The sequence below is a fragment of the Rhizobium sp. UBA1881 genome, from assembly GCF_002338015.1.
Lineage (GTDB): Bacteria > Pseudomonadota > Alphaproteobacteria > Rhizobiales > Rhizobiaceae > Rhizobium.
On the sequence record NZ_DDHH01000024.1, the window covers coordinates 1 to 25,966 of the forward strand.

Sequence of the window (25,966 nt, forward strand, 5' to 3'; positions counted from 1 at the left end):
TTGCCACCCGCTTCCTCGCCGGCAACCAGCAGCGCGGAGTTGCGGTCGCCGAGACCCGAGGCGCGCTTGTTGGCCATGTAGGAAAACAGCGAGTAGCCGACTTCGAGAGGCTTCGGGAAGACCCCGCCCATGGGAGCGTTGTAATCCGCGACAACCACGATCGCGCCGGCACTTGCAATCGCTTCCGCAACCGCATTGTCCTGCAGCCCGGAAGACTGGAACGCGCCGCCGTGGAAGTACAACACGATCGGCGAACCCTTGCCGTATTCGGCGCCCTGATAGATACGCGTCGACACGGGGCCAATGGCCACCTTGTCAAACACCATGTCTTTCACTTGCACCGTCATCGTATCGATCCTTGCGTCGCGGGTGTAATGTTGCCGTTGCAACATATTGCCCAAGGCGACGGCTTGCAATTTCTGAAAAAAAGATATTGTTATTCCACTCACGGAATAAGAAGCCTCAATACGATTACACTGTTCCGGATTTCGAACAATACCGCACTGCAACCTACTCAGGTGAATTCCGATGGACCAGCTCTCGGCAATGCGCGCTTTCATTCGCGTCGTGGAGACAGGCAATTTCACACGGGCCGCCGACACGCTCTCGATGCCCAAGGCGACGGTGACCAATCTCATCCAGGGGCTTGAAGCGCATCTGCACACCAAGCTCCTCAACCGCACCACCCGCCGCGTGATGGTGACGACCGACGGCGCGCTCTACTACGAACGCGCGGCCCAGATCGTTTCCGAGATCGCCGAGCTCGATGGCAGCCTCACCAACTCACAGGGGCTTCCGAACGGGCGTCTGCGCGTCGAGATGGCCGGCGCCTTCGCCGACTGGATCGTCGTGCCGGCGCTTTGCGATTTCTATCAGAAATATCCCGATATCCGCATCGACCTCGGCGTCGGCGACCGCACCGTGGATTACCTCGCCGAGAACGTCGACTGCGCGCTGCGCGCCGGCACCCCGGCCGACCAATCCTTGATTGCGCGCCGTGTATCGGAGGTGGAGCTCATCACTTGCGCCTCACCTCTCTATATCGAGAAATACGGGATACCGAACAGACCGGAAGACCTTGAAAACGATCACTATTCCGTAAGCTATTTCCGCGCACAGACCAACCGGACGCTTCCGTTCGAGTTTCGCAAGGACAACGAGGAGTTGGAGATCAATCCGCGTTACCTCGTCTCGGTCAACGACAGCAGGACGTTCGTGACGGCAGCCACCAGAGGGCTTGGCATCGCGCAGTTACCGCGCTTCATGATCCGCAATGAGTTGGAGAGTGGCGAGCTGATACAGGTGCTGCCGGAGTGGAATCGCGAGCCGCTCGGGCTCTACATCGTCTATCCCCCGAACCGTCACCTCAGCAACAAGGTCCGCGTCTTCGTCGACTGGATGGTCAAGCTTCTGACCGACGCCAAGCTGGATGCCCACTGACAGAACTGCGGCCCGCGAGGCGTTTACCTTCAACGGGCCGCAACCATGTGTTTTGCCATTTCTTCTTTCACTCTCTGCCGGGTCACCAGGGAACAATGGCTCGGCAGTTATTGAGGTCTGATGCGTAGGATTGGAGGAGTCCCGCACATCCCTACATTGCTAATATAGACAATCATGATGCAAATGTAAGGGGATATTGCGGCCCCGCCGCTTCAAGACGGAGCACAACCCTATCCCCTTAAAAACGCTGGAATTTTTCAACGCCTAATATCCACAACAAGGCACCGCTCGAAGGCGAGCGGCCCGAAGGCCGCCCTCCCCAAGACACAAATCAGATCATACCGCCATTGGCGCGCAGCACCTGGCCGTTGATCCAGGAGCCATCGGGACCAACGAGGAACGAGACGGCCGCGGCAATATCCTCTGGCGTGCCCAGCCGCTCCAGCGGGTTCATCTTCGCCATCCGCGCCACCAGCTCCTCGGACTTGCCGTTGAAGAACAGATCGGTGGCCGTCGGGCCCGGCGCAATCGCGTTGATGGTGATGTTGCGACCGCGCATTTCCTTGGCCATGATCCCCGTCATCGTCTCGACGGCGGCCTTGGTCGCGGCATAGACACCGTAGGTCTCGAGCTTCAGCCCGACCACCGACGTCGAGAAATTGACGATCCGGCCGCCATCACGCAGCCGCTTGCCGGCCTCGCGCAGCGTGTTGAACGTGCCCTTCAGATTGACGTCCATAATTCGCTGGAAATGCGCGTCGTCGGCATCAGCGATCGAGGAAAGCGCCATGATCCCGGCATTGTTGACAAGCACGTCGACGCCACCGAATGCTGCCTCGGCCGCATCGAACATCCGCCGCACGGCTTCCGCATCGCTGACATCGGCCTTCGCCGTCAGCGCCTTGCCGCCGCGCTTTTCGATGGCAACAGCCAGTTCCTCTGCCGGCGCGGCGTTGCCGGAATAGTTGATCACGACGGTGAATCCGTCGCGCGCAAGCCGATCGGCAATCGCCGCACCAATACCTCTGGATGCGCCGGTCACGATCGCAACCCTGTTTTCCGAAACCGTCATTGTCGTTCTCCTTGCTTGGAAGCGCGATATCGCGCCGTTGGAAAGAAGATGCCGCTTTTCTCACGGCGGATAATCATCCATTATTCGCCATCACTATCCGGATATAGCGAACAGATAGATGGACAGATTCGATGCCATGCGCGTCTTTTGCCGTATCGTCGAGCGACGCAGCTTCACCGCCGCCGCCGAAGATACCGGCCTGCCGCGCTCGACGGTGACCGACGCCGTCAAGCAATTGGAGGCCCGCCTCGGCGTTCGCCTGCTGCAGCGAACGACGCGGCATGTGAGCCCGACGCTCGACGGCGAAGCCTACTACCGCCGCTGCCTCTCGATCCTCTCGGATATCGAGGACGCGGAAGGCGCATTCGCAGGCGCCAAGCCGAAAGGCATGCTGCGCGTCGATGTGCATGGCACGCTGGCGCGCCATTTCGTGCTGCCCAACCTGCCGTCCTTCCTCGAAGCCTATCCCGATATTGAACTCTATATGAGCGAGGGCGACCGTCTCGTCGATCTCGTGCGCGAGGGCATCGACTGCGTGCTGAGGGTCGGCATTCCCGCCGATAGCGACATGGTCGCCCGCCGCGTGGCGATGCTGGAGGAAGTCACGCTCGCCTCGCCTTCCTACCTCGCGCGCTATGGAACGCCGGAGCATCCCGACCGGCTCGACGGCCACCGCATGGTCGGCTTCCACTCCAGCGCAACCGGCGCGCTGGCGCCGCTCGAATTCCTCGTCGGCGGCCAGATCCGCAACGTCACCTTGCCCGCGACGCTATCAGTCAACGCCGCCGAAAGCTTCCACGCGGCGGCGCGCCTCGGCCTCGGCATCATCCAGGTGCCGCGCTACCATGCCCAGCGCTATATCGACAGCGGCGAACTCGTGCCCATCCTGCAAGACTATCCGCTGACGAGAACACCGGTCTCGCTGCTCTATCCCCGAAACCGCCAGCTCTCGCCCCGCGTCCGCGTCTTCATCGAGTGGTTGACGAAGGTGTTCGCGAGGCAAACATAGGCATACGATCAAGACCTCGGCAAACCCATCATCGGGAGCAAAACCATGACCATCACAGACATAACAGTGAATGCACGCGAGGGCGGCTTTACCGTCATGTTCGGCGACAAGACCGGAAACAGCATTGCCGTGACGCTTTATAATGCTGCGACACCCGGCCTGACCCGCGACAACGCCGTCTCTCACGCCCGCCACCTGCTGCTCGCGGCGCATGACAGCTCGGCCGGCGACGGGCCGCACAGCAAGGATGCGGCGACGCTGGAAGAGGAACTGGACGAAGGCCTCGAAGACACCTTCCCCGCAAGCGACCCGGTCTCCGTCACCGGCTCGTCGATCCCGCTGCACGATCCGAAGCCCGGCCGATAGATCATATGGATGACAGGACAGGCGCGCTCGGCGCGGCACCGATTGCGGGCGAAGCCCTCACCCGCTTCTTCGAGCGCGATGCGATCTCGGTCGCCCGCGATCTGCTTGCCTGCCGCCTCACCGTCGGCGGCATCGGCGGACGCATCGTCGAGACCGAGGCCTATTTCCCCGATGACGAGGCCTCCCACAGCTTTCGCGGCCCGACACAGCGCAACGGCGCCATGTTCGGCAAACCGGGCAATGTCTATATCTACCGCATCTACGGCATGCACTGGTGCCTGAACTTCGTGTGCACCCCGGGCTCCGCCGTGCTGATCCGCGCCATCGAGCCCGAAATCGGCATCGCCACGATGATCGAACGCCGTGGCGCGGACGCGCTCACACAGCTCTGCAGCGGTCCCGGCAAGCTCTGCCAGGCGCTCGACGTCACCATCGCCCTCAATGATCGCCTGCTCGACCACGCCCCCTATTCACTGACGCCGACTGCACCGGCGCAGATCGTCAGCGGAAAACGCATCGGCATAACGAAAAATGCCGAAGCACCATGGCGCTTCGGCATTTCGGGGTCTCGCTATCTCAGCAAGCCGTTTCGCTGATCATTCCATCACGGCGCTGTGGTCCATGACAGGCGCCACCTTGGGCTTGCGCAGCAACAGCACCAGCGGAATGACCGCCAGCGACATGATCATCAGCAGCTTGAAATCATCGATATAGGCGATGATCGTCGATTGCAGCGTGATCAGCTCGTTCAGCGCCGCGCGACCGGCGGCGGTGAGCGGGCTCATCCCCTGCGCGGCCGCCGCATCGAAGGCGTGGTTGAACGGCGTGACATAGGCGGCGATATTCTCGTGGTTCACCTGCGCGTTTTCGACCAAAAGCGCCGAGACGATGGAGATCCCTACGCTCGAGCCGATGTTTCGCGACAGGTTGTAGAGACCGGTGCCGTCGCCGCGCATCTCCGCCGGCAGCGTCGAAAACGCGATCGTCGTCAGCGGCACGAACAGGAAGCCGAGACCGGCGCCCTGGATGAAGCCGACAGAGACGATCGTCCACTGCGAGACATCGGGCGTCCAGCCGGTCATGTCGTACATCGCCCACGCCGTCAGCCCGAGGCCGAGCACCAGAAGCAGGCGCGTATCCACCTTGCCGATCAACCGCCCGACGATGAACATGCACAGCATCGTGCCCATCCCGCGCGGCCCCATGACGATACCCGCGGTGATGACGGGATAGCCCATCAGCGTCTGCAGATAGGGCGTCATCAGCGCCAGAGAGGCGAGATAGGTGATCCCGATCACGAAGATGAAGATCATGCTGACGGAGAAGTTCCGGTCGAGAAACAGCTTCGGATTGACGAAGGATTTCTCCGCCGTCAGCGTGTGCACGACGAGCAGATAGAAGGCTGCGGCACAGATGATCGCCTCGATCATGATCTCGCCCGAGGCGAACCAGTTGAGCTGTTCGCCGCGATCGAGGAAGAGCTGCAGCGATGCGATGCCGAGGCTCATCATCCCGAAGCCGAACCAGTCGAGCTTGGCAAGCGCATCCAGCTTCGTCTCGGTGACGTAGATCATGATGCCGGCAAAGGCGAGCGCCCCGATCGGCACGTTGATATAGAACACCCAGCGCCAGCTGATGTTGTCGGTCAGCCAGCCGCCGATGACGGGCCCGAGCACCGGCCCGACCATGACCGACACGCCGAACAAGGCCATGGCGGAGCCGCGTTCTTCCGGCGTGTAGATGTCGAGCAGAATTCCCTGCGACAGCGGCACCAGCGATGCGCCGAACAGGCCCTGCAACAAGCGGAAGCCGACAATCTGGTTCAGCGATTGCGCCAGACCGCAGAGCACGGACGCCACGACGAAGCCGGTGATCGCCGTCAGCAGCACCTTCTTGCGGCCGAACTTGGCGGCAAGAAAGCCCGACGGCGGCGTCATGATGGCGGCCGCGACGATGTAGGAGGTCAGAACCCAGTTGATCTGGTCGGCGCTCGCCGAAACGCTGCCCTGGATGTAGGGCAGTGCAACGTTGGCGATCGTCGTATCCAGCGCCTGCATGATGACGGCCAGAATGACGCAGGCCGTGATCATGCCGCGGTTGGCAACCGGGACGAAGGGCGCGGAGGCAGCGTTACTCATGATCTCCGCCCGAGCGGCCCAGAAGCTTGGACACGAAATCCGGCAGGCCGCGTGCATGGCCGGTATCGACATCAACGACCGTGCTCATGCCGACGCGAAGCGGCGGCTTGCCGGCTGCATCCTCGATGCTGACCCGCATCGGGATACGCTGCACGACCTTGACCCAGTTGCCGGTCGTGTTCTGCGCCGGCAGCAGCGAGAAGCTGGAGCCGGAAGCCGGGCTGATGCTCTCGACCTTGCCCTTCCAGGTCACACCCGGATAGGTGTCGACATAGATGGTGGCCGTCTGGCCGGGCTTCACATAGGTGAGCTCGGTTTCTTTCGGGCTGGCATCGATCCACAGATTGTTGGTCGCGACCAGCGAGAAGGCTTGTGTCGATGCTTCGAGATAGGAGCCTGGCTGCAGCGCGTTGACATTGGTGGCGATGCCATCGAACGGCGCCCGGACGACGCTGTGATCGAGCTGACGCTGCGCGTCGACGACCTTGGCCTTGGCTTCGAGATAGAGCGGGTTCTGCTCGGCCGGCTGGTCGGCATTGCCGCCGAGCTGGGCGAGCGTGGCGGCAGCCTGCGCCTTCGCGACAGCGACCTTCTGCTGACCGGCCTGCAGGTTATGCTTTGCCTGGTCGAACGCCGTGCGGGTGGCCGCGGAGCTGTTCAGCAGGTTCTGCTGGCGGTCGAATTCGGTCTGGAAATACGGGATATCGGCCTCGGCCTGGGTGATCTCGGCGAGCGACTGCTGGTAGCTTGCTTCCAGGTTTAGGATCTGGTTGCGCACGGCGCCGAGCTGCGCCTTGGCGCCATCGAGTGCGATCTTGAACACGTCCTGGCGAAGACTGAACAGCACCTGACCCTGCTTCACCGCTTCGTTTTCATGCACGTTGATCGTGTCGACGATGCCGGAAACGTCGGTCGTCAGCCCAACCATGTCGGACTTGATGTAGGCGTTGTCGGTCGACATCACCTGGCCGCCATTGACGTAGTAATAACCGCCGATAACGAGCGCGACGGGCAGCAGTGCAAACAGCACCGGCCGGGTCATGCTGCGCTTGCGGCGCGGGGGCGTGGTCACGGGTGGCGCCACAGTGGTGACGGGCGCCGGAGTGGACGATGGCGCCTCGGCGACGGTTTCCTCGCGGGGAGAAACCTCGTTCGTTTCGACAGCAGTTTTGGCATCGGCGTCGGACACGACGCGCAGGGGAGTTTTATCAGCCATGGTTGGTCTCGTTTTCGGCCAATGCCAGGGGGGTCCGGCAGGCCTGCACTAGGTTGGTCTTCATCTGCGACAGGATCTGGAAAAGCTGCTCCCGCTCTTCGGCGGAAACATCCTCCAGGGCTTCGCCTCGCGTCACATCGCCAAGTCCGCGCATTTCCGCCAGAAGCGGATGTGCCTCCTCGCGCATGTAAAGCAGCCAGATCCGGCGGTCCGTCGGGTGCTGGCGGCGCTCGATCAGCCCGCGTTCGGCGAGCTTGTCGAGAATGCGTACAAGTGTGATCGGCTCGATCTCCAGCATCTCCGCCAGCCCGCCCTGGTGTATCCCCTCATTGTTGGAGAGATACGCCAGCGTCTGCCATTGCGACCGCGTCAGCCCAAGACATCTCGCCCGCTGCTCGAAACGCTTTCGAAGCAGACGTGCGACATCATGGAGGAGGAAGCCGAGGGTCGGATTGCTGTTCATTGAAGACTGCGCGAATAGTAAGCACACTTATAATGTGCCTAGATATATTGAGCAGGTGCAACATACAAGTCACCTTCGCTTGATTATTGCTAATGTGCGGCCAAATTGTCGCACCCGGCTAACGAACATGTCGCCGAAACCCGTGAGCGTTGACGCTTCTGCGATGCTCTCCCTGATTTCATTGACCTCGACAATTTCAACCCACCGGGATTTGCTTTTCGTCAAGACACCCGTTTATATGGAAATCCAGAGGCTTACCGGGTGGGGACCTTCCCGGCCAATCGATCTCAACGGCATGCAAGTCGTGAGCGCTATCAGCGCCACGAACGCAAGACAGCATTAGAAATAGGCGAGCGACACACAGTCGCTCGAGTACCGCCTGACATGAAACGCATTCTTTCAGCATAGTCATGGCGGCGTGTTTGGCCGCCCGAATGGGGAGCCGCCATGCCTTTCTCGCTTCGATACGTCTTGGCCTTCAGCAGCGTCGCGTTCTTACCCCTCGCCTCATCCGCCCAGCAGGCCGCATCTCCGCCCCCGCCGCCCGTCACCGTGGCCAAGCCCGTGGTGCGCGATGTCATTGACAACGACGAGTTCATCGGCCGCTTCCAGGCAGTCGACGAGGTCTCGGTGCGCGCTCGCGTCGGCGGCTATCTGAACGAGGTCGATTTCACCGACGGCGCGCTGGTGAAGAAGGGCGACAAGCTCTTCGTCATCGACCAGCGCCCCTTCGTCACCGCGCTCAACGAGGCCAACGCCGCGCTCGAAGTCGCCAAATCCACCCAGACCTATGCCGAGGCGCAGTTCAATCGCGCGCAGAGCCTTGCCACCAGTGGCAGCCAGTCGGTCTCGACACTCGACGATCGCCGCCGCGAGTGGCTCTCCGCGCAGGCCAACGTTCGCGGCGCCCAGGCAACCGCCGACCGTGCGGCCCTCGACATGGAATACACCACGATATCAGCACCGCTCAGCGGCCGCATCGACCGCCGCCTGATCTCGACAGGCAATCTCGTGCAGGCCGACCAGACGATCCTGACGACCATCGTGTCGCTGGACCCGATCGATTTCTACTTCGACGTCGATGAACGCCGCCTGCTGAACTTCGCCGACACGGCGCGCAAGCTCGGCAAGGATCTGCAGCTGGGCGGCGGCGGCGTGCCTGTGACGGTGACGATCTCCGACCCGACCGCCAAGCCCTTCACCGGCAAGCTCGACTTCGCCGAAAACCGCATCGACAACGAGAGCGGCACGATCCGCATCCGCGCTCGCCTCGCCAATCCCGACCTGATCCTGCAGCCCGGCCTCTTCGGCCGCGTGCAGGTGGAGGCGTCCAACAAGTACAAGGCGATCCTCGTGCCCGACGAGGCGATCGGCTCCGACCAGAACGAACGCGTCGTCTTCGTCGTCGGCACCGACGGCAAGGTATCGACCAAGCCCGTGCGCCCCGGCCCGCGTCTCTACGGCTACCGCGTCATCCGCGAAGGCCTCGATGGCTCCGAGACGATCATCGTCAACGGCCTGATGCGCGCCCGCCCCGGCGCCACCATCACGCCACAGATGACCGAACTGCCGCAGGAACGGCGCGACACGCCGCCGGATAACGCCGCGACGGAGACGCCACAATGAGGTTCGCTCATTTCTTCGTCGACCGCCCGATTTTCGCGGCGGTCATCTCGATCGTGCTCCTCGTCGTCGGCAGCATCGCCTACACCCAGCTGCCGGTGTCGCAGTATCCCGAGATCGCGCCACCGACCATCGTCGTGCGCACCTCCTATCCGGGCGCCGACCCGCAGACCATCGCCGATACGGTCTCCACGCCGCTGGAGCAGCAGATCAACGGCGTCGAGGACATGCTCTACATGTCCTCCTATTCCAGCGCCGATGGCGCCATGTCGCTGACCATCACCTTCAAGCTCGGCACCGATCTCGACAAGGTGCAGGTGCTCGTCCAGAACCGCGTCTCGATCGCCCTGCCCCGACTTCCTGAAGAGGTGCAGCGCCTCGGCGTCACCACCGACAAGAGCTCGCCCGACCTGATGATGGTCGTGCACCTTCTCTCGCCCTCGCACCGCTACGACCAGCTCTACGTCTCCAACTACGCCCGCAACCGCATCCGCGACACGCTGGTGCGCCTCGATGGCGTCGGCGACGTGCAGGTGTTCGGCGAGCGCCAGTATTCGATGCGCATCTGGCTCGATCCGCAGAAGCTCTCGGCCTACGGCATGACATCGGATGACGTGGTCTCGGCCCTTCGCGACCAGAACGTCCAGGTCTCCGGCGGCAAGATCGGCGCGCCTCCCGTAACAGGCAAGAACGCCTTCGAATATACGGTGAGAACCGACGGCCGCTTCTCCGACGTGCGCGAATTCCGCTACGTCATCGTCAAGTCGACGGGCGCCGGCCGACTTGTGCAGCTACAGGACGTCGCCCGCATCGAACTCGGTGCGCAGGACTATGTGACGAACAGCTATCTCAACAACGACCCCGCCGTGGCGCTCGGCATCTTCGCCCGCCCCGGAACCAACGCGCTCGACACCGCGCATCAGATCCAGTCGCTGATGAAGGACATCTCCCAGACCTTCCCGCAAGGGCTGGAGTACCGCATCGTCTACGACACCACCGAGTTCATCTCGGAATCGATCACCGAGGTCTATCGAACGATCGCCGAAGCCGCGATCCTGGTGGCGATCGTCGTCCTTGTCTTCCTGCAATCCTGGCGCACCGCGATCATCCCGATCATCGCCATCCCGGTGTCGCTGATCGGCACCTTCGCCGTGCTGCTTGCCTTCGGCTTCTCGCTGAACATGCTGACGCTGTTCGGCCTGGTGCTGGCGATCGGTATCGTCGTCGACGACGCCATCGTCGTGGTGGAGAATGTCGAGCGCAATCTCGCCAAAGGCATGACGCCGAAGGAGGCCGCGCATGTGACGATGGACGAGGTCGGCACCGCGGTTATCGCCATCTCGCTGGTGCTGATCGCCGTCTTCGTGCCTACCGCCTTCATTCCAGGGATCTCCGGCCAGTTCTACAAGCAGTTCGCCGTGACCATCTCGGTCACCACCGCGATCTCCGCGCTGAACTCGCTGACGCTGTCGCCGGCGCTGGCCGGTATTCTGCTCAGAAGCCACGATCACCAGCACACGCGCAACAACATCGCCCTTCGTTTCGGGCGAGGCCTCGCCAATGGCTTCAACAACGGCTTCGATCGCCTGAGCCACGGCTACTCGTGGATCGTCAGGCATCTCGTCAAAAGCTGGATCGGCATCACCTGCTCGCTGCTCGTCTTCGCGGGCCTGCTCGGCGCCACATACTTCATGATCACCAAGGTCCCCTCGGGCTTCATCCCGACCATGGACCAGGGCTACGCCATCGTCGTCGTGCAGCTTCCTGATGGCGCGTCGCTGGCGCGTACCGATGCGGTGGTGAAACAGGTGGGCGATATCGCCCGCACGGTCCCCGGCGTCGGCAATGCCGTGCAGTTCGCGGGCTTCAGCGGCGCGACCTTCACCAACGCCTCCAATTCCGGCGTCGTCTTCGTGCCGTTCAAGTCCTTTGCCGAGCGCGAGGAAGGCGGCGAGACCGCCAACAAGATCATCGGCGAGCTTTTCGGCAAGCTGCAGAGCATCCAGGAGGCCTTCATCATCGCCGTCCCGCCGCCTTCGGTGCGCGGCGTCGGCAATTCCGGTGGCTTCAAGATGCAGATCCTCGATCTTGAAAACGCCGACATGACCCGCGTTCTCGGCCTTGCCCGGCAGATGATGGGCGCCGCCGCGACGACCGAAGGTCTGACCGGCGTCTTCACGACATTCTCCGATGCCAGCCCGCAATATTATCTGGCCATCGACCGTGACAAGGCCCGTTTCCTGAACGTGCCGATTCCCAATATCTTCAACGCGCTGTCGATCAATCTCGGCGTCGCCTATGTCAACGATTTCAATGCCTTCGGCCGCGTCTACCAGGTCCGCGCCCAGGCCGACCGGCAATACCGCATGGACCGCGAGGATATTTTAGGCCTCAAGGTGCGTTCGGCGACCGGCGCGCTGGTGCCGCTCGGCACGCTGATGGATATCCAGGATTCCAGCGGCCCTGCCCTCGTCCAGCGCTACAATATGTATGTGTCCGTGCCGCTGCAGGGCAATCCGACACCCGGCACATCGACGGGCGACGCGCTGAAGAAGATGGAGGCGCTGGCCGCCAAGATCCTGCCGCCGGGCACGACCTTCGAATGGACCGAACTCGCCTACCAGGAAACCCACACCGGCAACACGGCCGTCTATATCTTCGCCCTGTCGGTCATCTTCGTCTTCCTGGCGCTCGCGGCACAGTATGAAAGCTGGGTGCTGCCGCTGGCCATCATCCTGATCGTCCCGCTGGCGGTGCTCGCGGCGCTGATCGGCGTCTGGTTCCGGGGCATGGACAACAACGTGCTGACGCAGATCGGCCTGATCGTCTTGATCGGCCTTGCGGCCAAGAACGCGATCCTGATCGTCGAGTTCGCCCGACAGGCGGAAGACGAAGGCAAATCGCCGGTGGAGGCAGCCGTCGAGGCGAGCCATCTGCGCCTGCGGCCGATCCTGATGACGGCGTTCGCCTTCATCTTCGGCGTGCTGCCGCTTGCGATCGCGACCGGCCCCGGCGCCGAAATGCGCCAGTCGCTCGGCACCGCCGTCTTCTCGGGCATGCTCGGCGTCACGATCTTCGGTCTGTTCCTGACACCCGTCTTCTATGTCGCGCTGCGCTCGTTCAGAAGGAAGGCCCGGCCCGCGGAAACTGCGGCACCGGATGCGGGCGCCCCGCCTGCCGAAGCCTCGTCATGAGGCTCTGCGGGCGAGTGTGGCCTGTTTCGAGCGCGAGCTGGAAAGCAGCTTCCTCAGCGGCTTTTCGATGAGTTCGTAGGCCGCGGTTCCAAGAACCACGCCGGCAAGGACGCACACCGGAGCCATGACGGTGGCTGAGAGGCCGATCACCTGCCCCGCCTTGGCGACCACCGAGATCGCCAGCGTGTGCCAGAGATAGATCGAATAGGAGGCGTCGCCGAGATAGGTGAGCAGCGGCATGCGGCCGAGGCTTCCGGCGGCCTCAAGCGACACCATCCCGTAGACCAGCACCATCGCCAGCGGACCGCAGATCCCGGCATTGAACTCGGCGCCCATCAGATGGATGGCGGCGAAACCGGATAGGGCGGCGCCCACGCAGGCAAGCCCGAGGCTGGTGCCGGCGATCCACCAGCGCAGCCACAGCTCGGCGATCAATACGCCGCCGACAAACTCGAGAATGATCGGCCGCGTGTAGGTGTAGAGCGCCGGCGTCGTCGGCTGCAGGATCTGCCCGGCCAGGAAGAAGCCGCCGAACAGCGCGAGCAGAAAGGCGAGACGCCATTTGCGCGGCAGAAACAGTGCGCCGGCGAAGAGCACGTAGAAGAAGATCTCGAAATTGAGCGTCCACCCCTGCACAAGCACCGGCCAGATGTCGCCTGTGCTCGGCGAATGCGCGGGAATGAAGAACAGCGACGCCAGGATATGCGACGTCGTCAATTGCAGGTTCGGAAACAGCCCGGTCACGGCGCCGGCGATCATGATTGCTGTTACCAGCCAGTAGGATGGCGCGATGCGGCGCAGGCGGTCGATGAGGAAGCCCTGCGGCGTCATCGGCCGGCGCTCGCTGATCACCCACATGATGAAGCCGCTGATGACGAAGAACACATCGACACCGGCAGCCCCGATGGCGAAGTGCTCGCCGGACTTCTCGGCCGCGTGAAAAACGACGACAGCAAGCGCCGCGAAGGCGCGCAGATATTGGATGCCGTAAAGGGTCTTCATCCGGTTTCCTCAAATGACCGGTCAGTGCCGGCCGACAATGCTGTTAAGTGCTAATGCATCAAAGGTTCGGGCTGCCGTGCCTGCCGCGCCCATGCCGCGACATCAGGCTGGCGGCGCACGCTCATCAGCTTTCCGGCGCAGAAATAGAACAGGAACGTCCCGACATTATAGGGCGTCAAAATGTCGATCTCGACGAAGGAGCGGATCAACAAAAGCACGCAGATGGCAAACAGCAGGTAGGATTCATCGTTCCTGATGTCTTCGATCAAGCGACGGAGATGCCCCCACAGGATCTTCAGGAAAGTGAAGACCAGGATTGCCAGGCCGACGAGGCCGAGCTCCACCGTCGTTTCGATATAGGTATTGTGGAAGTGGAAGCCGCTGCGAGAGCCGATGAAGAACTCTTCCCAGAGACGCTCCGGCTCCGAGAAGCCCTGAACCCAATAGGCCTGATAGCCGACGCCGAAATAGGGATTGTCGGCCGCAGCCTTGATCCCCTGCTGCCACAGATAGGTGCGGCCCGTCAGCGTCGAATCCTTGCCGAAGATCCCGAGCACGGCATCGACCGCGCCGAGATAGACACCGGCAACAGCAAGCACGATCACCGCGACACCGCCACCGATGACGAGCAGCTTGCGCTGGTCGGGCGTCAGCGTCAGCACGACACGCAGGCCAACCATCAGCGCCAGAACCACGACGGCGGTCAGTACCGAGGTCGCCGACTGGCACATCATCAGGCAATAGGCCGACAGCAGCCCGACGATACCGGTCGCAGCCAACCAAGACGGACGGCGTTCGCCGAAGATGAAGACAGTCGCGAAGCAGGCGATCAGGCCGAGCGAGGCGTAGAACCCGAGCTGGTTCTTCGACGCGAAGGCGCCGACAAAGCTGTAGGTGTTGTCGATCACGTCGAGCTCGTAATGCCCGAAGAGCACCGAATAGACGAGCACGATGCCGATGCCGGCGACCATGCCGAGCGTCAGCGTCTTGGCATCCAGCACCCTGACCGCGATCAGCGTGCAAAGCACCTGCGTGAAATATTGAATGGCGGCGCGCATCGAAACGCTGGGTGCCGCCGACCAGAAGACCGACAGGAAGGCGATCGCCGCAAACGCGTAGATCCAGATGTAGCGATTGTAGTTGCCGAGCACCTTGCGGTAATCGACCGCGATCAGCGGCAGCCAGAGCGCATAGTAAAGCAGGATCGACACCTGCCCGAACCGAAGCGAGTAGGCGAACGAAAAAAGCGAAATCGCCACGGCGGAAACGGCATAGGCCACATTCCCGCCGGGCTGAATGAGCGCCGACTTAGCGATACGCATACTGCCTCGTTACCTCATGGCCAGTCCGGCGGTGACCTTGATCAGATCGCCGGGCTGCAACGCGGTGCTTTCCTGCACCGGGATTTCCTTCGGCTTGCCGTCCACGTCACGAATGACGGAGTAGGCAATGCTGGCCGCACCCGTCGACGTGTCGAAGCGGGCCGCGTCCGTCGACTGGGTCAGCGCCTCGGCCATCAGCGAGTTGCTCGTCGTGAGCTTCAGGTTGAGCTGGTCGAGCTGCGCGTCGGCACTTTGCTTTTCCTGGGCGAGCTGAGCGTCCCAGTCGTTGCGAAGCGTGATCTCGTCCTGGTTGGCCTTGCTGATATCCTGCTTGGCCTTGAGCGAGTTCGTGTCGATGTCGAGAAGCATCGCCTCGAGATCGGCCGCGCGTTGCTCGGCCGTCATCTTGCGGGCGCTGAGCACCAGCCCCTTCTCGGCGAGATCGTCGACCTTGTCGCGATCGGCCGTGGCAAGCTCTAGCTGGCGGGTCTGGGTCTGCGTCTTCTTGGCAAGCGTCTCGACTTCGCTCTGCAGCAGAGCCCTCAAGTCATCGAGTGCCTGAAGCTGCAGCGTCAGCCGCTTCTTGCGCGAGTTCATGAGCGCGTTCTCGCTGTCGACGAGCGCTCTCGCCTCCGGCTTGTCCTTCAGTTCGGCCGGAATCTCGAAACTATCCTTGTTGTCGATTTCGGCCTGAAGACGAGCCTGCTTCACCAGAAGCCGTGCCCTGTCCGCCATGTAGACGACGGCGTCGCCCTTGGCGTTGATGAAATCGCGGGCGAACCGCTGGCCGGAATCGGCCCGGCGAAGGCCGCCGGCAAGGCTGACGGCCTTGGCGACGGTGAGGTTCGGCGCGAACGGAAACTCACCCGGCTTCTCCACGTCTCCGGAGAGATAGACAGGGCGGAATTCCGACAATTCGACGGATGCCGACGGCCGGTCCTTCAGGGCGAACTGCTTCTGAAGGGCCATGCCGATCTGCTTGGCGATGGCGTCGGTCGTCTGCCCGGAAGCAGCGAGATCGCCGACGAATGGCAGCGAAATGCTGCCGGACGGGCCAACCGTGTAGTCGCCGCTGACGACAGACCAGTCGCGGATCGTCCCATCCGCTGTCTGCCATTCGGCAACTCGAATCTTCACTTTATCCATGGTTCCAAGGCGGTAGTCGTCCGCGCTGGCAATGAATGAGGACAGCAGGAATGCACTCAACCCGGCAGCGACTGCAACACCGGATCGAAGGGCACGGGATCGCCCAGCCTGACTGCCAAATAGACGTTCGTTCATATTTTTCCCCGTGTTTCGTCCCGACGGCGAGCCATAAGACGTGCTCGTCGGGCGTAAGGATGCCGTTAGTAGCTTCCGCGCTGAGCGCAGACGGCGGGAATGGTCTTTGCGATGATCGCAACGTCCCGGGCCATCGACCAGTTTTCGACGTAGTGGGTGTCGAAAGCGACGCGAGCGGCATAGGAGACGTCGTTGCGTCCGCTGACCTGCCAGAGGCCGGTAAGGCCTGGGCGGGACTGCAGATAGAAGACGGCAGCGTGCTCGTACATTTCAAGTTCGTCTTGAACGACGGGACGCGGACCGACGACACTCATCTCACCGCGAATGATGTTGAAGAGCTGGGGAAGCTCATCAAGGCTCAGCTTGCGCAGCACGGCGCCAACGGCAGTTACCCGAGGGTCGTTCTGCAGCTTGCGCGTGGCGCGCCACTCATCCATGGCGGAAGGGTTGTTGCGCAGGTATTCCTGCAAAACCTTGTCGCCATTGGTGACCATTGTCCGAAACTTCAGGCAACGGAATTCCTGGCCATTGTGGCCGATACGGCGATGGCCATAGAAGGCCGGACCCTTGTCCGTGAGCTTCACAAGCAGCATCACCATCAAAAAGATTGGGCTCAGAAACAGAAGCCCGAGGCAGGCGGCGGACACATCGAATGCCCGTTTTGCGAAACCGCCTGTGGGCGGGAACGCGTTTTCGTGAACTGCGCCATAAAATGGCGAACTGTCCGATCTCGTCGCAGACTTCATAGAGGTAACTCCACTTATGTTTGCCGTTTGGTCGGTTAAGGCTCAGGACGCTTAGCTAGCGCTGACGAGTTGGGAGTGTATGAGGGGATTTTGTTTTTTTAAGCCACGTTTTTAAAACCGCTCGTTATCGAACGGTTTTGGAAACATTTGTTCAACTTTTTGTATTTCAGAGGTCGCTGAAACATATTTAGATTCCACCAAAGCGATCAAAACTATATTTGCAGACCGAAATAAAATGTCCTGTGACTTCTTGCCAATACACCCTGAACGAAGTTTACAGGGGTGACGGGGCTCGGTCGAAAGTTCTTGGTTACGGCCATCACTTCTCCAACGGACCTTTTTTTAAACTTGAACGGAGCCGTTTTATTGCATCGCAGCATCAGTTTTGCGCCGCACTCACAAATCGTTTGAAATTAAAACTTTGTAATAAAAGTTGAATGCGAAACGCGGCCACTACACCTCAGCGGGTATCGATTGTGGCATAAACAAGAACGTGCATTGCCGAAATCGATGCAACCCTCGGATCGAAACCCAACTTTAACGACGTTTTCCGATTGCCGGGCGCGCGGGCCGATAAGTGGCATTTTTACCAATACGCGGAACAAACCTTTAAGGTGACGCTTGTAGTTACTGAATACAGGCGCAAAAGACGTCTTCACCGCTTTAGTTACATGACGAAGTCCTGTAAAAAGAATCTACAAAATGGTCCTGGTGTGGCCGCGTATTCAATGGCTGTTCATTGAAGGGCACCATCTGGGGAGGCAACAAATGTATGCACCTCGCGTTTTTGTCAGCATGTTGGGCGCACTCGCCGTGTTCGCCGTTGCGACCTATTGGCTGAGCGGCTCTCTATCCGGCACCATCATCAAGACCGTGATCTGCGCGATCCTGCTGCAGGCAGGCTATTTCGGCGGCGTGCTCTACCTCGTCTGGAAGGAAAGCAAGGAGCGCAACGGCGCCAAGCGCGCGCCCGGCCGCGCCGAGGAAGCTGAGAAGCTTCACGTACCGCCTTTCAACAGCTCCGAGCCGTTCAATCGCTAAGCGCCAAGGGCAGCCTGACTGCCCGTTCGCCGCTCACGAACCCACCCTTCGTAACATCATGTGAAGCGCTCTTTGTTGTCTGCTGCGCTGCAACGTCCTAGGTCTTGGGCGAAACAACGGAGGTAGAGCGTGGCTGAAACAGCTAGCATATGCGTCATCATCGCCGCCAAGAACGCGGCCGATACGATCGAAATCGCCGTCAGATCAGCACTTCTCGAGCCTGAGGTCGCCGAAGTCGTGGTCGTCGACGACGGCTCGAGCGATTCCACAGCGGAGGCCGCCGAACGCGGCAACGACGCCACCGGCAGGCTCAGGATCGTCAGGTTCGAGAAGAACAGGGGCCCGTCGGCCGCGCGCAATCATGCCATCGATATCTCCACAGCACCGCTGATCGCCATCCTGGACGCCGACGATTTCTTCTTCGCCGGCCGCTTCTCCCGCATGCTCTCGGACAATGATTGGGAGTTCGTGGCCGACAACATCGCCTTCGTCGATGCCGACACGGTCGCCCAGGCGCCGCAGAAGCTCGATCGCTTCGCCGAAAACCCTCTCTATCTCGACTTGACGACCTTCGTGGACGGCAACATATCAAAGCGCGGCGTGCGCCGCGGCGAGATCGGCTTCCTGAAGCCCGTGATGCGCCGAAGCTTTCTCGACAAGCACCAACTCCGCTACCGCGAGGACATGCGCCTCGGCGAGGATTACGATCTCTACATCCGCGCACTGGCACTCGGCGCCCGCTACAAGGTGATCCACAGCTGCGGCTACGGCGCCGTCGTGCGCGGCAATTCGCTAAGCGGCAGCCACCGCACGGAAGACCTGCGCCGCCTTTACGAGGCAGACCGTTCGCTTCTCAAGGATTTCAAGCTGAAGCCGATGGCGGCGGACGCCGTGCGCCGGCACGAACAGCACATTCGCGCCAAATACGAACTGCGCCACTTCCTCGACATCAAGAACCAGAAGGGCGCCGGCGCCGCGATCGCCTATGTCGCGACGCATCCCTCCGCCTTCCCGGCAATCGCCGGCGGCATCCTCGCCGACAAGACGGAGCGCTGGCGCAACCCGGATGGCGTGGCGGTCACCTCAAGCGGCGACCGCCTTCGCTATCTGCTCGACGCGCCGGCGGAGTAGCGCGTTACTTTACCAGCTTACCCGCGGCGAGCTGGAATGCGCTCTGAATCAACCGCGGATCCTGCACCAGCCAGCGGGCGAGCAGGCCGAAATCGGGGCGGCGGCGGCGTTTGAGCTGCCCCACCTGCCCCCACAGTGCCTGCTTGCGCGCCCGGCTCTTGTAGGACTGGATCGTCGCGATCTCGCGCGGCCGCGAGGCGAAGCGGCTTTCCAGCCGATCGAGCGCCATCCAGGTGATGAACTGCTGTTTCAGATATTCCGGCGACGTGTTGTCGACGCCGTGGAAGATGTTGATCCCCTCGCCGCGCAGCGCGCCCGCATCGGCGCAGAGCAGAACCTGCTTGGCCGCCAGCATGCAGTCGCAGAAGAACAAAACGTCTTCGGCCGCCAGCCGCAATGCCGCGTCGAAACGCACCGTCTCGATCAGGGGGCGGCCGATGACCATGCACGACATGTGCAGGAAGGCCCAGTCGTTGATCATCACACCGGCGATATCGGGAACCGAGAGAATGTCAGGCGTCTCCATCAGACGCTTCGCGCCGTCGATCTTCGCAAGCGCCGCGATCCCGAAGTGATAGTCGAACTCCGCCCCGCCCTCGATCGACGCCCAATAGCAATCGCCGCCGAGCGTATCCATGGCCGTGAACGCGTTCTTCAGATGATCCGGGGTCCAGATGTCGTCCGAATCGAGAAACGCGACATAGCGCGTATCGGCGGGAACATGATCGAGCCCGGTATTGCGCGCGCCGCCCGGCCCGGCGTTCGGCTGGCTGACGACGGTGATTCGCGCCCGCTCTTCGGCGGTCAGCGGCGCCAGCTCGCTTGCCGGCGCATAGGGCGACTGATCGTCGACGACGATGATATCGAAGTCTTGAAAACTCTGCGCAAACGCCGACGCAAGCGCCCGTCTGAGGATGCCGTCATCCCGCTGATAGAACGGAATAATGATCGTGAAAGTCGCCATACTCTCTCCCTGAGAGGTTCGAATTGGTGCTTCGGTCGGCACATTTAGCCGTGCCATCTAGGCCAGCTGCTGCACCGCACAAGCATCAGGGGCATTTCGGCCGAAATTTGTCAAAGGCGGCACGAAGACCGCTGACGGCCCCTCGATCCGGAAACGCTCCATTCCGGATCAAACCGCCCCATTCCGACCATAAATGGTGAACCACTTGCGGACGGCTGCTGTAACATTTCCTCTCATTTGATAAAAACTTTCGTGCGCCGCACCACGCCATTTGCGCCTAAGCCAGTGAATATAATCATTTTCTTGAATGCACTGCTGACACTGGCTTCTGGCCGGGGCAGAGACACCTAGGCCGCGCATTTTTCGCGATCTGTTACGGCAAGTAGTATCCGTTACGAACCGGCGTGATCGATCACTTTTGTTGCAGTGCCATATTTTCTTCCGTGAATTCGCCCTAACTTCCCTCGCTGCGGGCTGAAGTCTGCTCTGATTGAAACGGTTGCAAAGGGGAGCTGCGACCCAAAAGGGGTGACTGACAACGTGAATGTTGATACCAACGTGTCCTCACGGATCAACCTGATGCGGATTGTGCTCATTTCGGGCATCGTCTTCGTACACATACCATTCAGCGACCAGACCAGTCCCTTCGTCGGGACCTACGGCGCCTTCGATTGGCTGAGAGTATTCCTGGCGGAAGCGCTGTTCAGGGTGGGTGTGCCCTGCCTGAGTGCGATTTCCGGCTATCTCCTGTTCCGTGGTGGCTTGGAGAACTTCAGCTACCTGAAAACGGTACGCACGAAATCCAAGACCGTGCTCCTGCCATTCCTCTTGTGGAACGGGCTGTTCTTCCTGGCGATCCTCTTGGCACTCGGCGTCGGCCTTGGCGAAGGCTACGTGCCGAACCCGTGGCAGGCCTCCGCGCGCGAACTGATGACCCAGCTCTTCGCGGTCGAAGACTTCCCGGTCAACGTGCCGCTCTATTTCCTGCGCGACCTCTTCGTCTGCATCCTGCTGTCGCCGCTGCTGGCATGGCTGATCCGCCATGCGCCGCTTTTGACGCTGGCGACCCTGCTTGTCGTCGCCGTCATTCCGGAAGGCTCGCTCTATATCGTCCTGAAGCGGTCGATCCTCTTCTCCTTCAGCCTCGGCATCTACATCGGTCTCAACAAGATCGACCTGAAGGCGCTCGACCGGTACGCGTCGCTGGGCGGCGCCCTGCTGTTCGGCAGCTGCGCGGCATTGGCCACCGTCATCTACATGACTGGCCCGAGCCTGCCGGATTGGGTGCAGTTCCTGCGCAACACGCTCGCCATCTTCGGCGCGCTCGGCTTCTGGCTCTTGTCGGCGCCGCTGATCGAGACATCGATCGGCCAGCGCCTGTCGAAAACCGGCAGCCTGAGTTTCTGGATATTCTGCGGCCACTATCCGCTGCTGATCTTCATGTGGATCGTCTGGGGCAAGGCCGGCGTCAGCTTCTACCCGGCCTTCTTCCTGCTGTCGCTGGCGGTCCTGTTTCCTTTCCTGGCCTTCTCGAACAACCTCTGCCGCAAGATCGCCCCTCGCCTCTACGCCGTCATGACCGGCGCGCGGGCCAAGAAGCCGTATGACAAGCCGGTTTCCGCGGGCGCGGCTCCTTCCAAACTCGCTACACAGCAAAGGTGACACATGACGACCAAAATCGCCCATGCGCGAAAACTTTGCCCCACACTCGGCATCATCGGCACGCTCCTCATCGGCGCCTCCCCGGCTTTCGCCCAGCAGGCAGGCCAGCAACCGAGTGCCCCCTCCTTCGTCGAGAATTTCGATAAGCTCGACCGCAGCGTCTGGTACATCTCCGACGGCTGGAACAACGGCCCGCATCAGAACTGCACATGGTCGAAAAACCAGGTGAAGGTCGAGGGCGGCGCCTTGCAGCTCTCGTTTGCCGAAGGTCAGTCGAAGGACCGCAACTATCTCTGCGGCGAGATCCAGACCAAGAAGCGCTTCGGCTACGGCACCTATGAGGCCCGCATGAAGGCGGGCACCGGTTCCGGCCTGAACTCCGCCTTCTTCACCTATATCGGCCCGGCCGACAAGCAGCCGCACGACGAGATCGACTTCGAGGTCCTCGGTAAGAACTCCGGCCAGGTGCAGGTCAACCAATACATCAAGGCCAAGGGCGGCAATGAGAAGCTGGTTCCGATCGGCGCCAATGCCGATGACGGCTTCAACGACTACGCCTTCGTCTGGGAGCCCGGCCGGCTACGCTATTATCTGAACGGCAAGCTCGTGCAGGATGTCACCGATCCCTCGAAGATCCCGGATAGCCAGCAGAAGATTTTCTTCAGCCTCTGGGGCACCGACACGCTGAAGGATTGGATGGGCAAGTTCGCCTACACCAAGCCGACATCGCTGGAAGTCGACCGCTTCGCCTACACGGCCCCCGGCGACAAGTGCCAGTTCCCTGAATCGATCGCATGCACGCTGAACTGATCGGCGCCGAAGGCGCACAAATGACAAGGAGTGCCATGCTCAAAGTCCTGTATCTCGTGCATGATCTTGCGGATCCCGCCGTCCGGCGGCGGGTGCTGATGCTGCGCGAGGGCGGCGCGGATGTGACGCTGGCCGGCTTCCGTCGCGGCGAAAACCGTCTCGCCGAAGTGCACGGCCTCACGCCGATCGAGCTTGGCCGCACCGCCGACGCCAAGTTCGCGCAGCGCATCGGCGCTGTCGTGAAAGCGATGAGCGGGCTGAAGGGCCTGCTGAAGACAGTCGAGAAGCCCGACGTCATCATCGGCCGCAACCTCGAAGCGCTCGCGGTCGCCGATCGCGCCAATACGATGTTCGGCGGCGATGTGCCCGTCGTCTATGAATGCCTCGACATTCACCGGCTGCTGTCGCGCGACGACATGGTCGGCAAAATCATGCGCGGCGCCGAGGCCCGTTTCGGCCGCAACGCGCAGCTGATCATGACGAGCTCGCCCGCCTTCATCGAACACCACTTCGCGCCGCGCTCCGGCATCAAGGCCTCCACACTGCTCGTCGAAAACAAGGTCATATCGATCGACCAGACAGTCCAGCCGACCATCGCCCGCCCGCTGAAACAGCCCGGCCAGCCCTGGAAGATCGGCTGGTTCGGCGCGCTGCGTTGCCGGAAGTCGCTGACCATGCTCGCCGAGTTCTCGCGCCTCATGGAAGGCCGCGTCGAGATCGTGCTGCGCGGGCGCCCCGCCTATTCCGAATTCGAGGATTTCGACGGCTTCGTCGCCAGCGAACCCTATCTCCGCTTCGAAGGCCCCTACAAGAACCCCGAGGATTTGAGGGCGATCTACGACGAAGTCCACTTCTCCTGGGCGATCGATTTCTTCGAGGAAGGCCTGAACTCCAGCTGGCTGCTACCGAACAGGCTCTACGAGGGATGCCTCTACGGCACCGTTCCGATCGCGCTCGAAGGCACGCAGACCGCTCGCTTCCTGCGTGAAAAATCAATCGGCCTTGCCCTTCCGGATGCAAGCCCGGCAGCGCTGCGCACACTGTTCGAAACCATGACCGGCGAGCGCTACCATGCGCTCAGCGACGCCGTCGCCGCCACTGATCAGAAAACCTGGCTTGCCGACCGCAGCGACTGCGAAGCGCTCGTCGCCAGCCTTTCCCGCCTTGTGCCTGCTGCCGTCGAGAGGGGCGACAGCAGTGCATCCGCACCGAAAACCGTATCTCCAGAAGGGTGGACAACCATGCAGCCTGATGCCAGTTCCAGCGTCTCCAGTCTCATAATCATCCCCTGCTTGAACGAAGAGAAGCACATCGAGCCGCTGCTCGCCAAGCTGAGCCGCGAGATCGATCACATGAACGCCAAGATCGTCGTCGCCGACGGCGGCAGCAAGGATGCGACCCGCGAGATCGTCGCCCGCATCAGCATGTCCGATCCGCGCATCGTGCTCCTCGACAATCCCCGCCGCCTGCAGAGCGCCGCCACCAATCTGGCCGTCGCCACCTTCGGCCGCGACTACGACTATCTCATCCGCATCGACGCCCATGGCGACTATCCCGACGATTACTGCCGCCGCCTCGTCGAGGAAGCCGTCGCGACTCAGGCCGATTCCGTGGTCGTGTCGATGGAAACCGTCGGCTTCGGCATGTTCCAGAAGGCCACCGCCTTCGCCCAGAACTCCAAGCTCGGTAATGGCGGCTCGAAGCATCGCGAAGGCGCCAAGGGCCATTGGACCAATCACGGGCACCACGCCCTGATGCGCATCGCCGCCTTCGAGGCCGTCGGCGGTTACGACGAGACCTTCAGCCACAATGAAGACGCCGAACTCGACTACCGCCTGAAGAAGGCAGGCTTCGGCATCTGGATGACCGACAAGACCCGCATGGTCTATTACCCGCGCTCCAGCGTCGCCACGCTGTTCCGGCAGTATCTCGGCTATGGCCGCGGCCGCGCCAAGAACATCCTGAAGCACGGCAGCATGCCGAATGTTCGCCAGATGCTGCCGCTTCTGGTCGTTCCCGTCTTCATCGGCGCATTCCTCGCCGTCGTAAACTGGGCCGCCGTCATTCCGTTCAGCCTCTGGGCAGTCGCCTGCGTCGGCTACGGTTTCTGGATGGCGATCGGCCAGCGCAATCCCTACGGCCCGCTGGCCGCCGTATCGGCCATGGTCATGCACTTCGCCTGGTCGGCCGGCTTCTGGATGGAACTCCTCAGCTTCCGCGGCAGAAAGGTGGCGTCGTGAACCAGCCCCCCGAGCAAACGAAAAAGCAGCAGACGAGACAATTGCAGATCGACATCGGCATCTGCACCTATCGCCGCGCATCACTCGACGAAGCGCTGTTGTCACTGGCCGTCCTCGAGGTCCCTCCCGGCTCGCGGCTGCGCATCATCGTCGCCGATAACGACAAGACGCCGAGCGCCAGGGAGCGCGTCGAGGCGCTTCGTCCGCGCATCGCCCACGAAATCGCCTATGTGCATTGCCCGGCATCGAATATCTCGATCGCCCGCAATGCCTGCCTCGACAACGCCACCGGCGACTTCTTGGCTTTCATCGACGACGACGAGGATGCCAGCGAGGATTGGCTGGTCGAGCTGCTCTCGACCGCCCGATCAACCAAGGCCGACGCCGTTCTCGGACCTGTCCGCAGCGTCTACGCGGACACCGCGCCACGCTGGATGCGGGTCGGCGATTTCCATTCGACGCTCCCCGTCTGGGTCAACGGCGAAATCCGCACCGGCTATACCTGCAACGTCCTGCTGCGCCTCTCCTCGCAAAGCCTTGCCGGCCGCCGCTTCAATCTGGCGCTCGGCCATACGGGCGGTGAAGACACGGAATTCTTCAGCCACATGCATGACGCCGGCGGCAAGATCGCCTTTGCCGAGAAGGCCTATGTCTATGAACCCGTGACCGAAAACCGCGCCGATCTCTCCTGGCTCGCCAAGCGCCGCTTCCGCTTCGGCCAGACGCACGGGCGGCTGCTGCAGGAGACAGGTTGCGGCGGCCTCAACCGGACGAAGCAGATCGTGCTCGCCGCGGCAAAGGCCGGCTTCTGCTACGCTGCCGCCCTCGCCTGCGTCTTCTCGGCCGTGCCGCGCTACCGCTATGCCCTCCGCGGCGTCATGCATTCCGGCGTCGTCAGCGGCCTGCTCGGCGTGCGCGAAATCCGCCAGTACGGAACGGCGGAGGCTGCATGAAGCAAGACATGCCCGACGTCAGCTTTATCATCGCCGCGTATAATGCGGCGGCGACGCTCGGAAAGGCGATCGACAGCGCGCTTGCCCAGCGCGGCGTCACGGTCGAGGTGATCGTCGCCGACGACTGTTCGGCCGATGAAACCAGGGCGATCGCCGAAAGCTATGCCGACCGCAACGTCCGGCTGATCGCGCTCGCCCGCAACGGCGGCCCGTCGGCGGCGCGCAACGCCGCGATCTCGGCCGCCACCGGCCGCTGGCTGGCGGTGCTCGATTCCGACGATACAGTCGATCCC

Annotated in this window: 23 protein-coding genes and 1 pseudogene; 14 read left to right on the plus strand and 10 right to left on the minus strand. The window is 61.9% G+C overall.

Going from position 1 to position 25,966, the window contains the following annotated elements:
- Nucleotides 1-347 (minus strand): alpha/beta hydrolase (locus B3605_RS02095; RefSeq protein WP_296431973.1); only part of this gene is annotated, 347 nt, incomplete at its 3' end.
- A 181-nt stretch (nucleotides 348-528) separates the two neighbouring features.
- On the opposite strand from B3605_RS02095, the gene B3605_RS02100 reads away from it, so the two are divergent.
- The gene (locus tag B3605_RS02100) at nucleotides 529-1,440 is read left to right on the plus strand and encodes a LysR family transcriptional regulator (protein WP_112945327.1); all 912 of its coding nucleotides are present in this window, start codon (nucleotides 529-531) and stop codon (nucleotides 1,438-1,440) included.
- Nucleotides 1,441-1,771: 331 nt separating this feature from the next.
- Here B3605_RS02100 and B3605_RS02105 read toward each other — a convergent pair whose 3' ends face one another.
- Nucleotides 1,772-2,512, minus strand: coding sequence for an SDR family oxidoreductase (locus B3605_RS02105; protein WP_112945326.1), 741 nt, complete (start codon nucleotides 2,510-2,512; stop codon nucleotides 1,772-1,774).
- A 118-nt stretch (nucleotides 2,513-2,630) separates the two neighbouring features.
- Here B3605_RS02105 and B3605_RS02110 point away from each other — a divergent pair, with 118 nt between their 5' ends.
- Genes B3605_RS02110 through B3605_RS02120 form a run of 3 tightly spaced genes read left to right on the plus strand, consistent with a single transcriptional unit; the run spans nucleotide 2,631 to nucleotide 4,483 of the window.
- Nucleotides 2,631-3,521: a LysR family transcriptional regulator gene (locus B3605_RS02110; RefSeq protein WP_112945325.1), complete on the plus strand. Its 891-nt coding sequence runs from the start codon at nucleotides 2,631-2,633 to the stop codon at nucleotides 3,519-3,521.
- A gap of 45 nt (nucleotides 3,522-3,566) precedes the next feature.
- Nucleotides 3,567-3,887, plus strand: coding sequence for a hypothetical protein (locus B3605_RS02115; RefSeq protein ID WP_112945324.1), 321 nt, complete (start codon nucleotides 3,567-3,569; stop codon nucleotides 3,885-3,887).
- Nucleotides 3,888-3,892: 5 nt separating this feature from the next.
- Complete coding sequence (locus tag B3605_RS02120; RefSeq protein WP_112945323.1) at nucleotides 3,893-4,483, plus strand: DNA-3-methyladenine glycosylase; 591 nt, start codon at nucleotides 3,893-3,895, stop codon at nucleotides 4,481-4,483.
- On the opposite strand, the gene B3605_RS02125 is transcribed toward B3605_RS02120, so the two are convergent.
- The 3 genes from B3605_RS02125 to B3605_RS02135 are packed head-to-tail and all read right to left on the minus strand — an operon-like array spanning nucleotide 4,484 to nucleotide 7,704.
- Nucleotides 4,484-6,025: a DHA2 family efflux MFS transporter permease subunit gene (locus B3605_RS02125; RefSeq protein ID WP_112945322.1), complete on the minus strand. Its 1,542-nt coding sequence runs from the start codon at nucleotides 6,023-6,025 to the stop codon at nucleotides 4,484-4,486. It abuts the gene before it with no gap.
- Nucleotides 6,018-7,241 (minus strand): HlyD family secretion protein, encoded by a 1,224-nt coding sequence (locus B3605_RS02130; RefSeq protein ID WP_296431976.1) that lies wholly within the window; start codon nucleotides 7,239-7,241, stop codon nucleotides 6,018-6,020. The genes B3605_RS02125 and B3605_RS02130 overlap by 8 nt, the downstream gene beginning before the upstream one ends.
- Nucleotides 7,234-7,704 (minus strand): MarR family winged helix-turn-helix transcriptional regulator, encoded by a 471-nt coding sequence (locus B3605_RS02135; protein ID WP_112945320.1) that lies wholly within the window; start codon nucleotides 7,702-7,704, stop codon nucleotides 7,234-7,236. The genes B3605_RS02130 and B3605_RS02135 overlap by 8 nt, the downstream gene beginning before the upstream one ends.
- Before the next feature lie 447 nt (nucleotides 7,705-8,151).
- Between B3605_RS02135 and B3605_RS02140 the strand changes: the two genes are divergently transcribed.
- Both B3605_RS02140 and B3605_RS02145 read left to right on the plus strand, forming a co-directional pair.
- Nucleotides 8,152-9,330, plus strand: a complete 1,179-nt coding sequence (locus tag B3605_RS02140) for an efflux RND transporter periplasmic adaptor subunit (RefSeq protein ID WP_112945319.1) — start codon at nucleotides 8,152-8,154, stop codon at nucleotides 9,328-9,330.
- A complete protein-coding gene (locus tag B3605_RS02145; RefSeq protein WP_296431982.1) occupies nucleotides 9,327-12,521 on the plus strand; it encodes an efflux RND transporter permease subunit in 3,195 nt (1,064 codons plus the stop codon). Before B3605_RS02140 ends, B3605_RS02145 begins: the two co-directional genes overlap by 4 nt.
- On the opposite strand, the gene B3605_RS02150 is transcribed toward B3605_RS02145, so the two are convergent.
- From B3605_RS02150 to B3605_RS02165, 4 genes are all read right to left on the minus strand, one after another.
- Nucleotides 12,516-13,523 carry an acyltransferase family protein gene (locus B3605_RS02150; RefSeq protein ID WP_112945317.1) on the minus strand — a complete coding sequence of 336 codons (1,008 nt, stop codon included), beginning with the start codon at nucleotides 13,521-13,523 and terminating at the stop codon, nucleotides 12,516-12,518. The two genes, B3605_RS02145 and B3605_RS02150, sit on opposite strands and share 6 nt — an antisense overlap.
- Nucleotides 13,524-13,573: 50 nt before the next feature.
- Nucleotides 13,574-14,845, minus strand: a complete 1,272-nt coding sequence (locus B3605_RS02155; protein ID WP_112945316.1) for an O-antigen ligase family protein — start codon at nucleotides 14,843-14,845, stop codon at nucleotides 13,574-13,576.
- Between the two features lie 9 nt (nucleotides 14,846-14,854).
- Nucleotides 14,855-16,126, minus strand: coding sequence for a polysaccharide biosynthesis/export family protein (locus B3605_RS02160; RefSeq protein WP_296431985.1), 1,272 nt, complete (start codon nucleotides 16,124-16,126; stop codon nucleotides 14,855-14,857).
- Nucleotides 16,127-16,191: 65 nt separating this feature from the next.
- Nucleotides 16,192-16,872 carry a sugar transferase gene (locus B3605_RS02165; RefSeq protein WP_018897030.1) on the minus strand — a complete coding sequence of 227 codons (681 nt, stop codon included), beginning with the start codon at nucleotides 16,870-16,872 and terminating at the stop codon, nucleotides 16,192-16,194.
- A 768-nt stretch (nucleotides 16,873-17,640) separates the two neighbouring features.
- On the opposite strand from B3605_RS02165, the gene B3605_RS02170 reads away from it, so the two are divergent.
- Nucleotides 17,641-17,913, plus strand: a complete 273-nt coding sequence (locus B3605_RS02170; RefSeq protein ID WP_112945315.1) for an exopolysaccharide production repressor protein — start codon at nucleotides 17,641-17,643, stop codon at nucleotides 17,911-17,913.
- Nucleotides 17,914-18,042: 129 nt separating this feature from the next.
- A complete protein-coding gene (locus B3605_RS02175) occupies nucleotides 18,043-19,044 on the plus strand; it encodes a glycosyltransferase family 2 protein (RefSeq protein WP_112945314.1) in 1,002 nt (333 codons plus the stop codon).
- 4 nt (nucleotides 19,045-19,048) lie between these two features.
- Here B3605_RS02175 and B3605_RS02180 read toward each other — a convergent pair whose 3' ends face one another.
- Nucleotides 19,049-20,008: a glycosyltransferase family 2 protein gene (locus B3605_RS02180; RefSeq protein ID WP_112945313.1), complete on the minus strand. Its 960-nt coding sequence runs from the start codon at nucleotides 20,006-20,008 to the stop codon at nucleotides 19,049-19,051.
- 579 nt (nucleotides 20,009-20,587) lie between these two features.
- On the opposite strand from B3605_RS02180, the gene B3605_RS02185 reads away from it, so the two are divergent.
- The 6 genes and pseudogenes from B3605_RS02185 to B3605_RS02205 form a co-directional block, all read left to right on the plus strand.
- A complete protein-coding gene (locus B3605_RS02185) occupies nucleotides 20,588-21,670 on the plus strand; it encodes an acyltransferase family protein (protein WP_162725207.1) in 1,083 nt (360 codons plus the stop codon).
- Nucleotides 21,671-21,673: 3 nt separating this feature from the next.
- Nucleotides 21,674-22,480 carry a glycoside hydrolase family 16 protein gene (locus B3605_RS02190; RefSeq protein ID WP_112945311.1) on the plus strand — a complete coding sequence of 269 codons (807 nt, stop codon included), beginning with the start codon at nucleotides 21,674-21,676 and terminating at the stop codon, nucleotides 22,478-22,480.
- 35 nt (nucleotides 22,481-22,515) lie between these two features.
- A pseudogene (locus B3605_RS25735) lies at nucleotides 22,516-23,658 on the plus strand (glycosyl transferase); the annotation flags it as partial.
- Nucleotides 23,659-23,721: 63 nt separating this feature from the next.
- Nucleotides 23,722-24,720 (plus strand): glycosyltransferase family 2 protein, encoded by a 999-nt coding sequence (locus tag B3605_RS02195; protein ID WP_026282735.1) that lies wholly within the window; start codon nucleotides 23,722-23,724, stop codon nucleotides 24,718-24,720.
- Nucleotides 24,717-25,673 (plus strand): glycosyltransferase, encoded by a 957-nt coding sequence (locus B3605_RS02200; RefSeq protein ID WP_409457212.1) that lies wholly within the window; start codon nucleotides 24,717-24,719, stop codon nucleotides 25,671-25,673. Before B3605_RS02195 ends, B3605_RS02200 begins: the two co-directional genes overlap by 4 nt.
- Nucleotides 25,670-25,966, plus strand: a 297-nt coding sequence (locus tag B3605_RS02205; protein ID WP_296431991.1) for a glycosyltransferase family 2 protein, incomplete at its 3' end; no start/stop codon positions are given. The genes B3605_RS02200 and B3605_RS02205, both read left to right, overlap by 4 nt.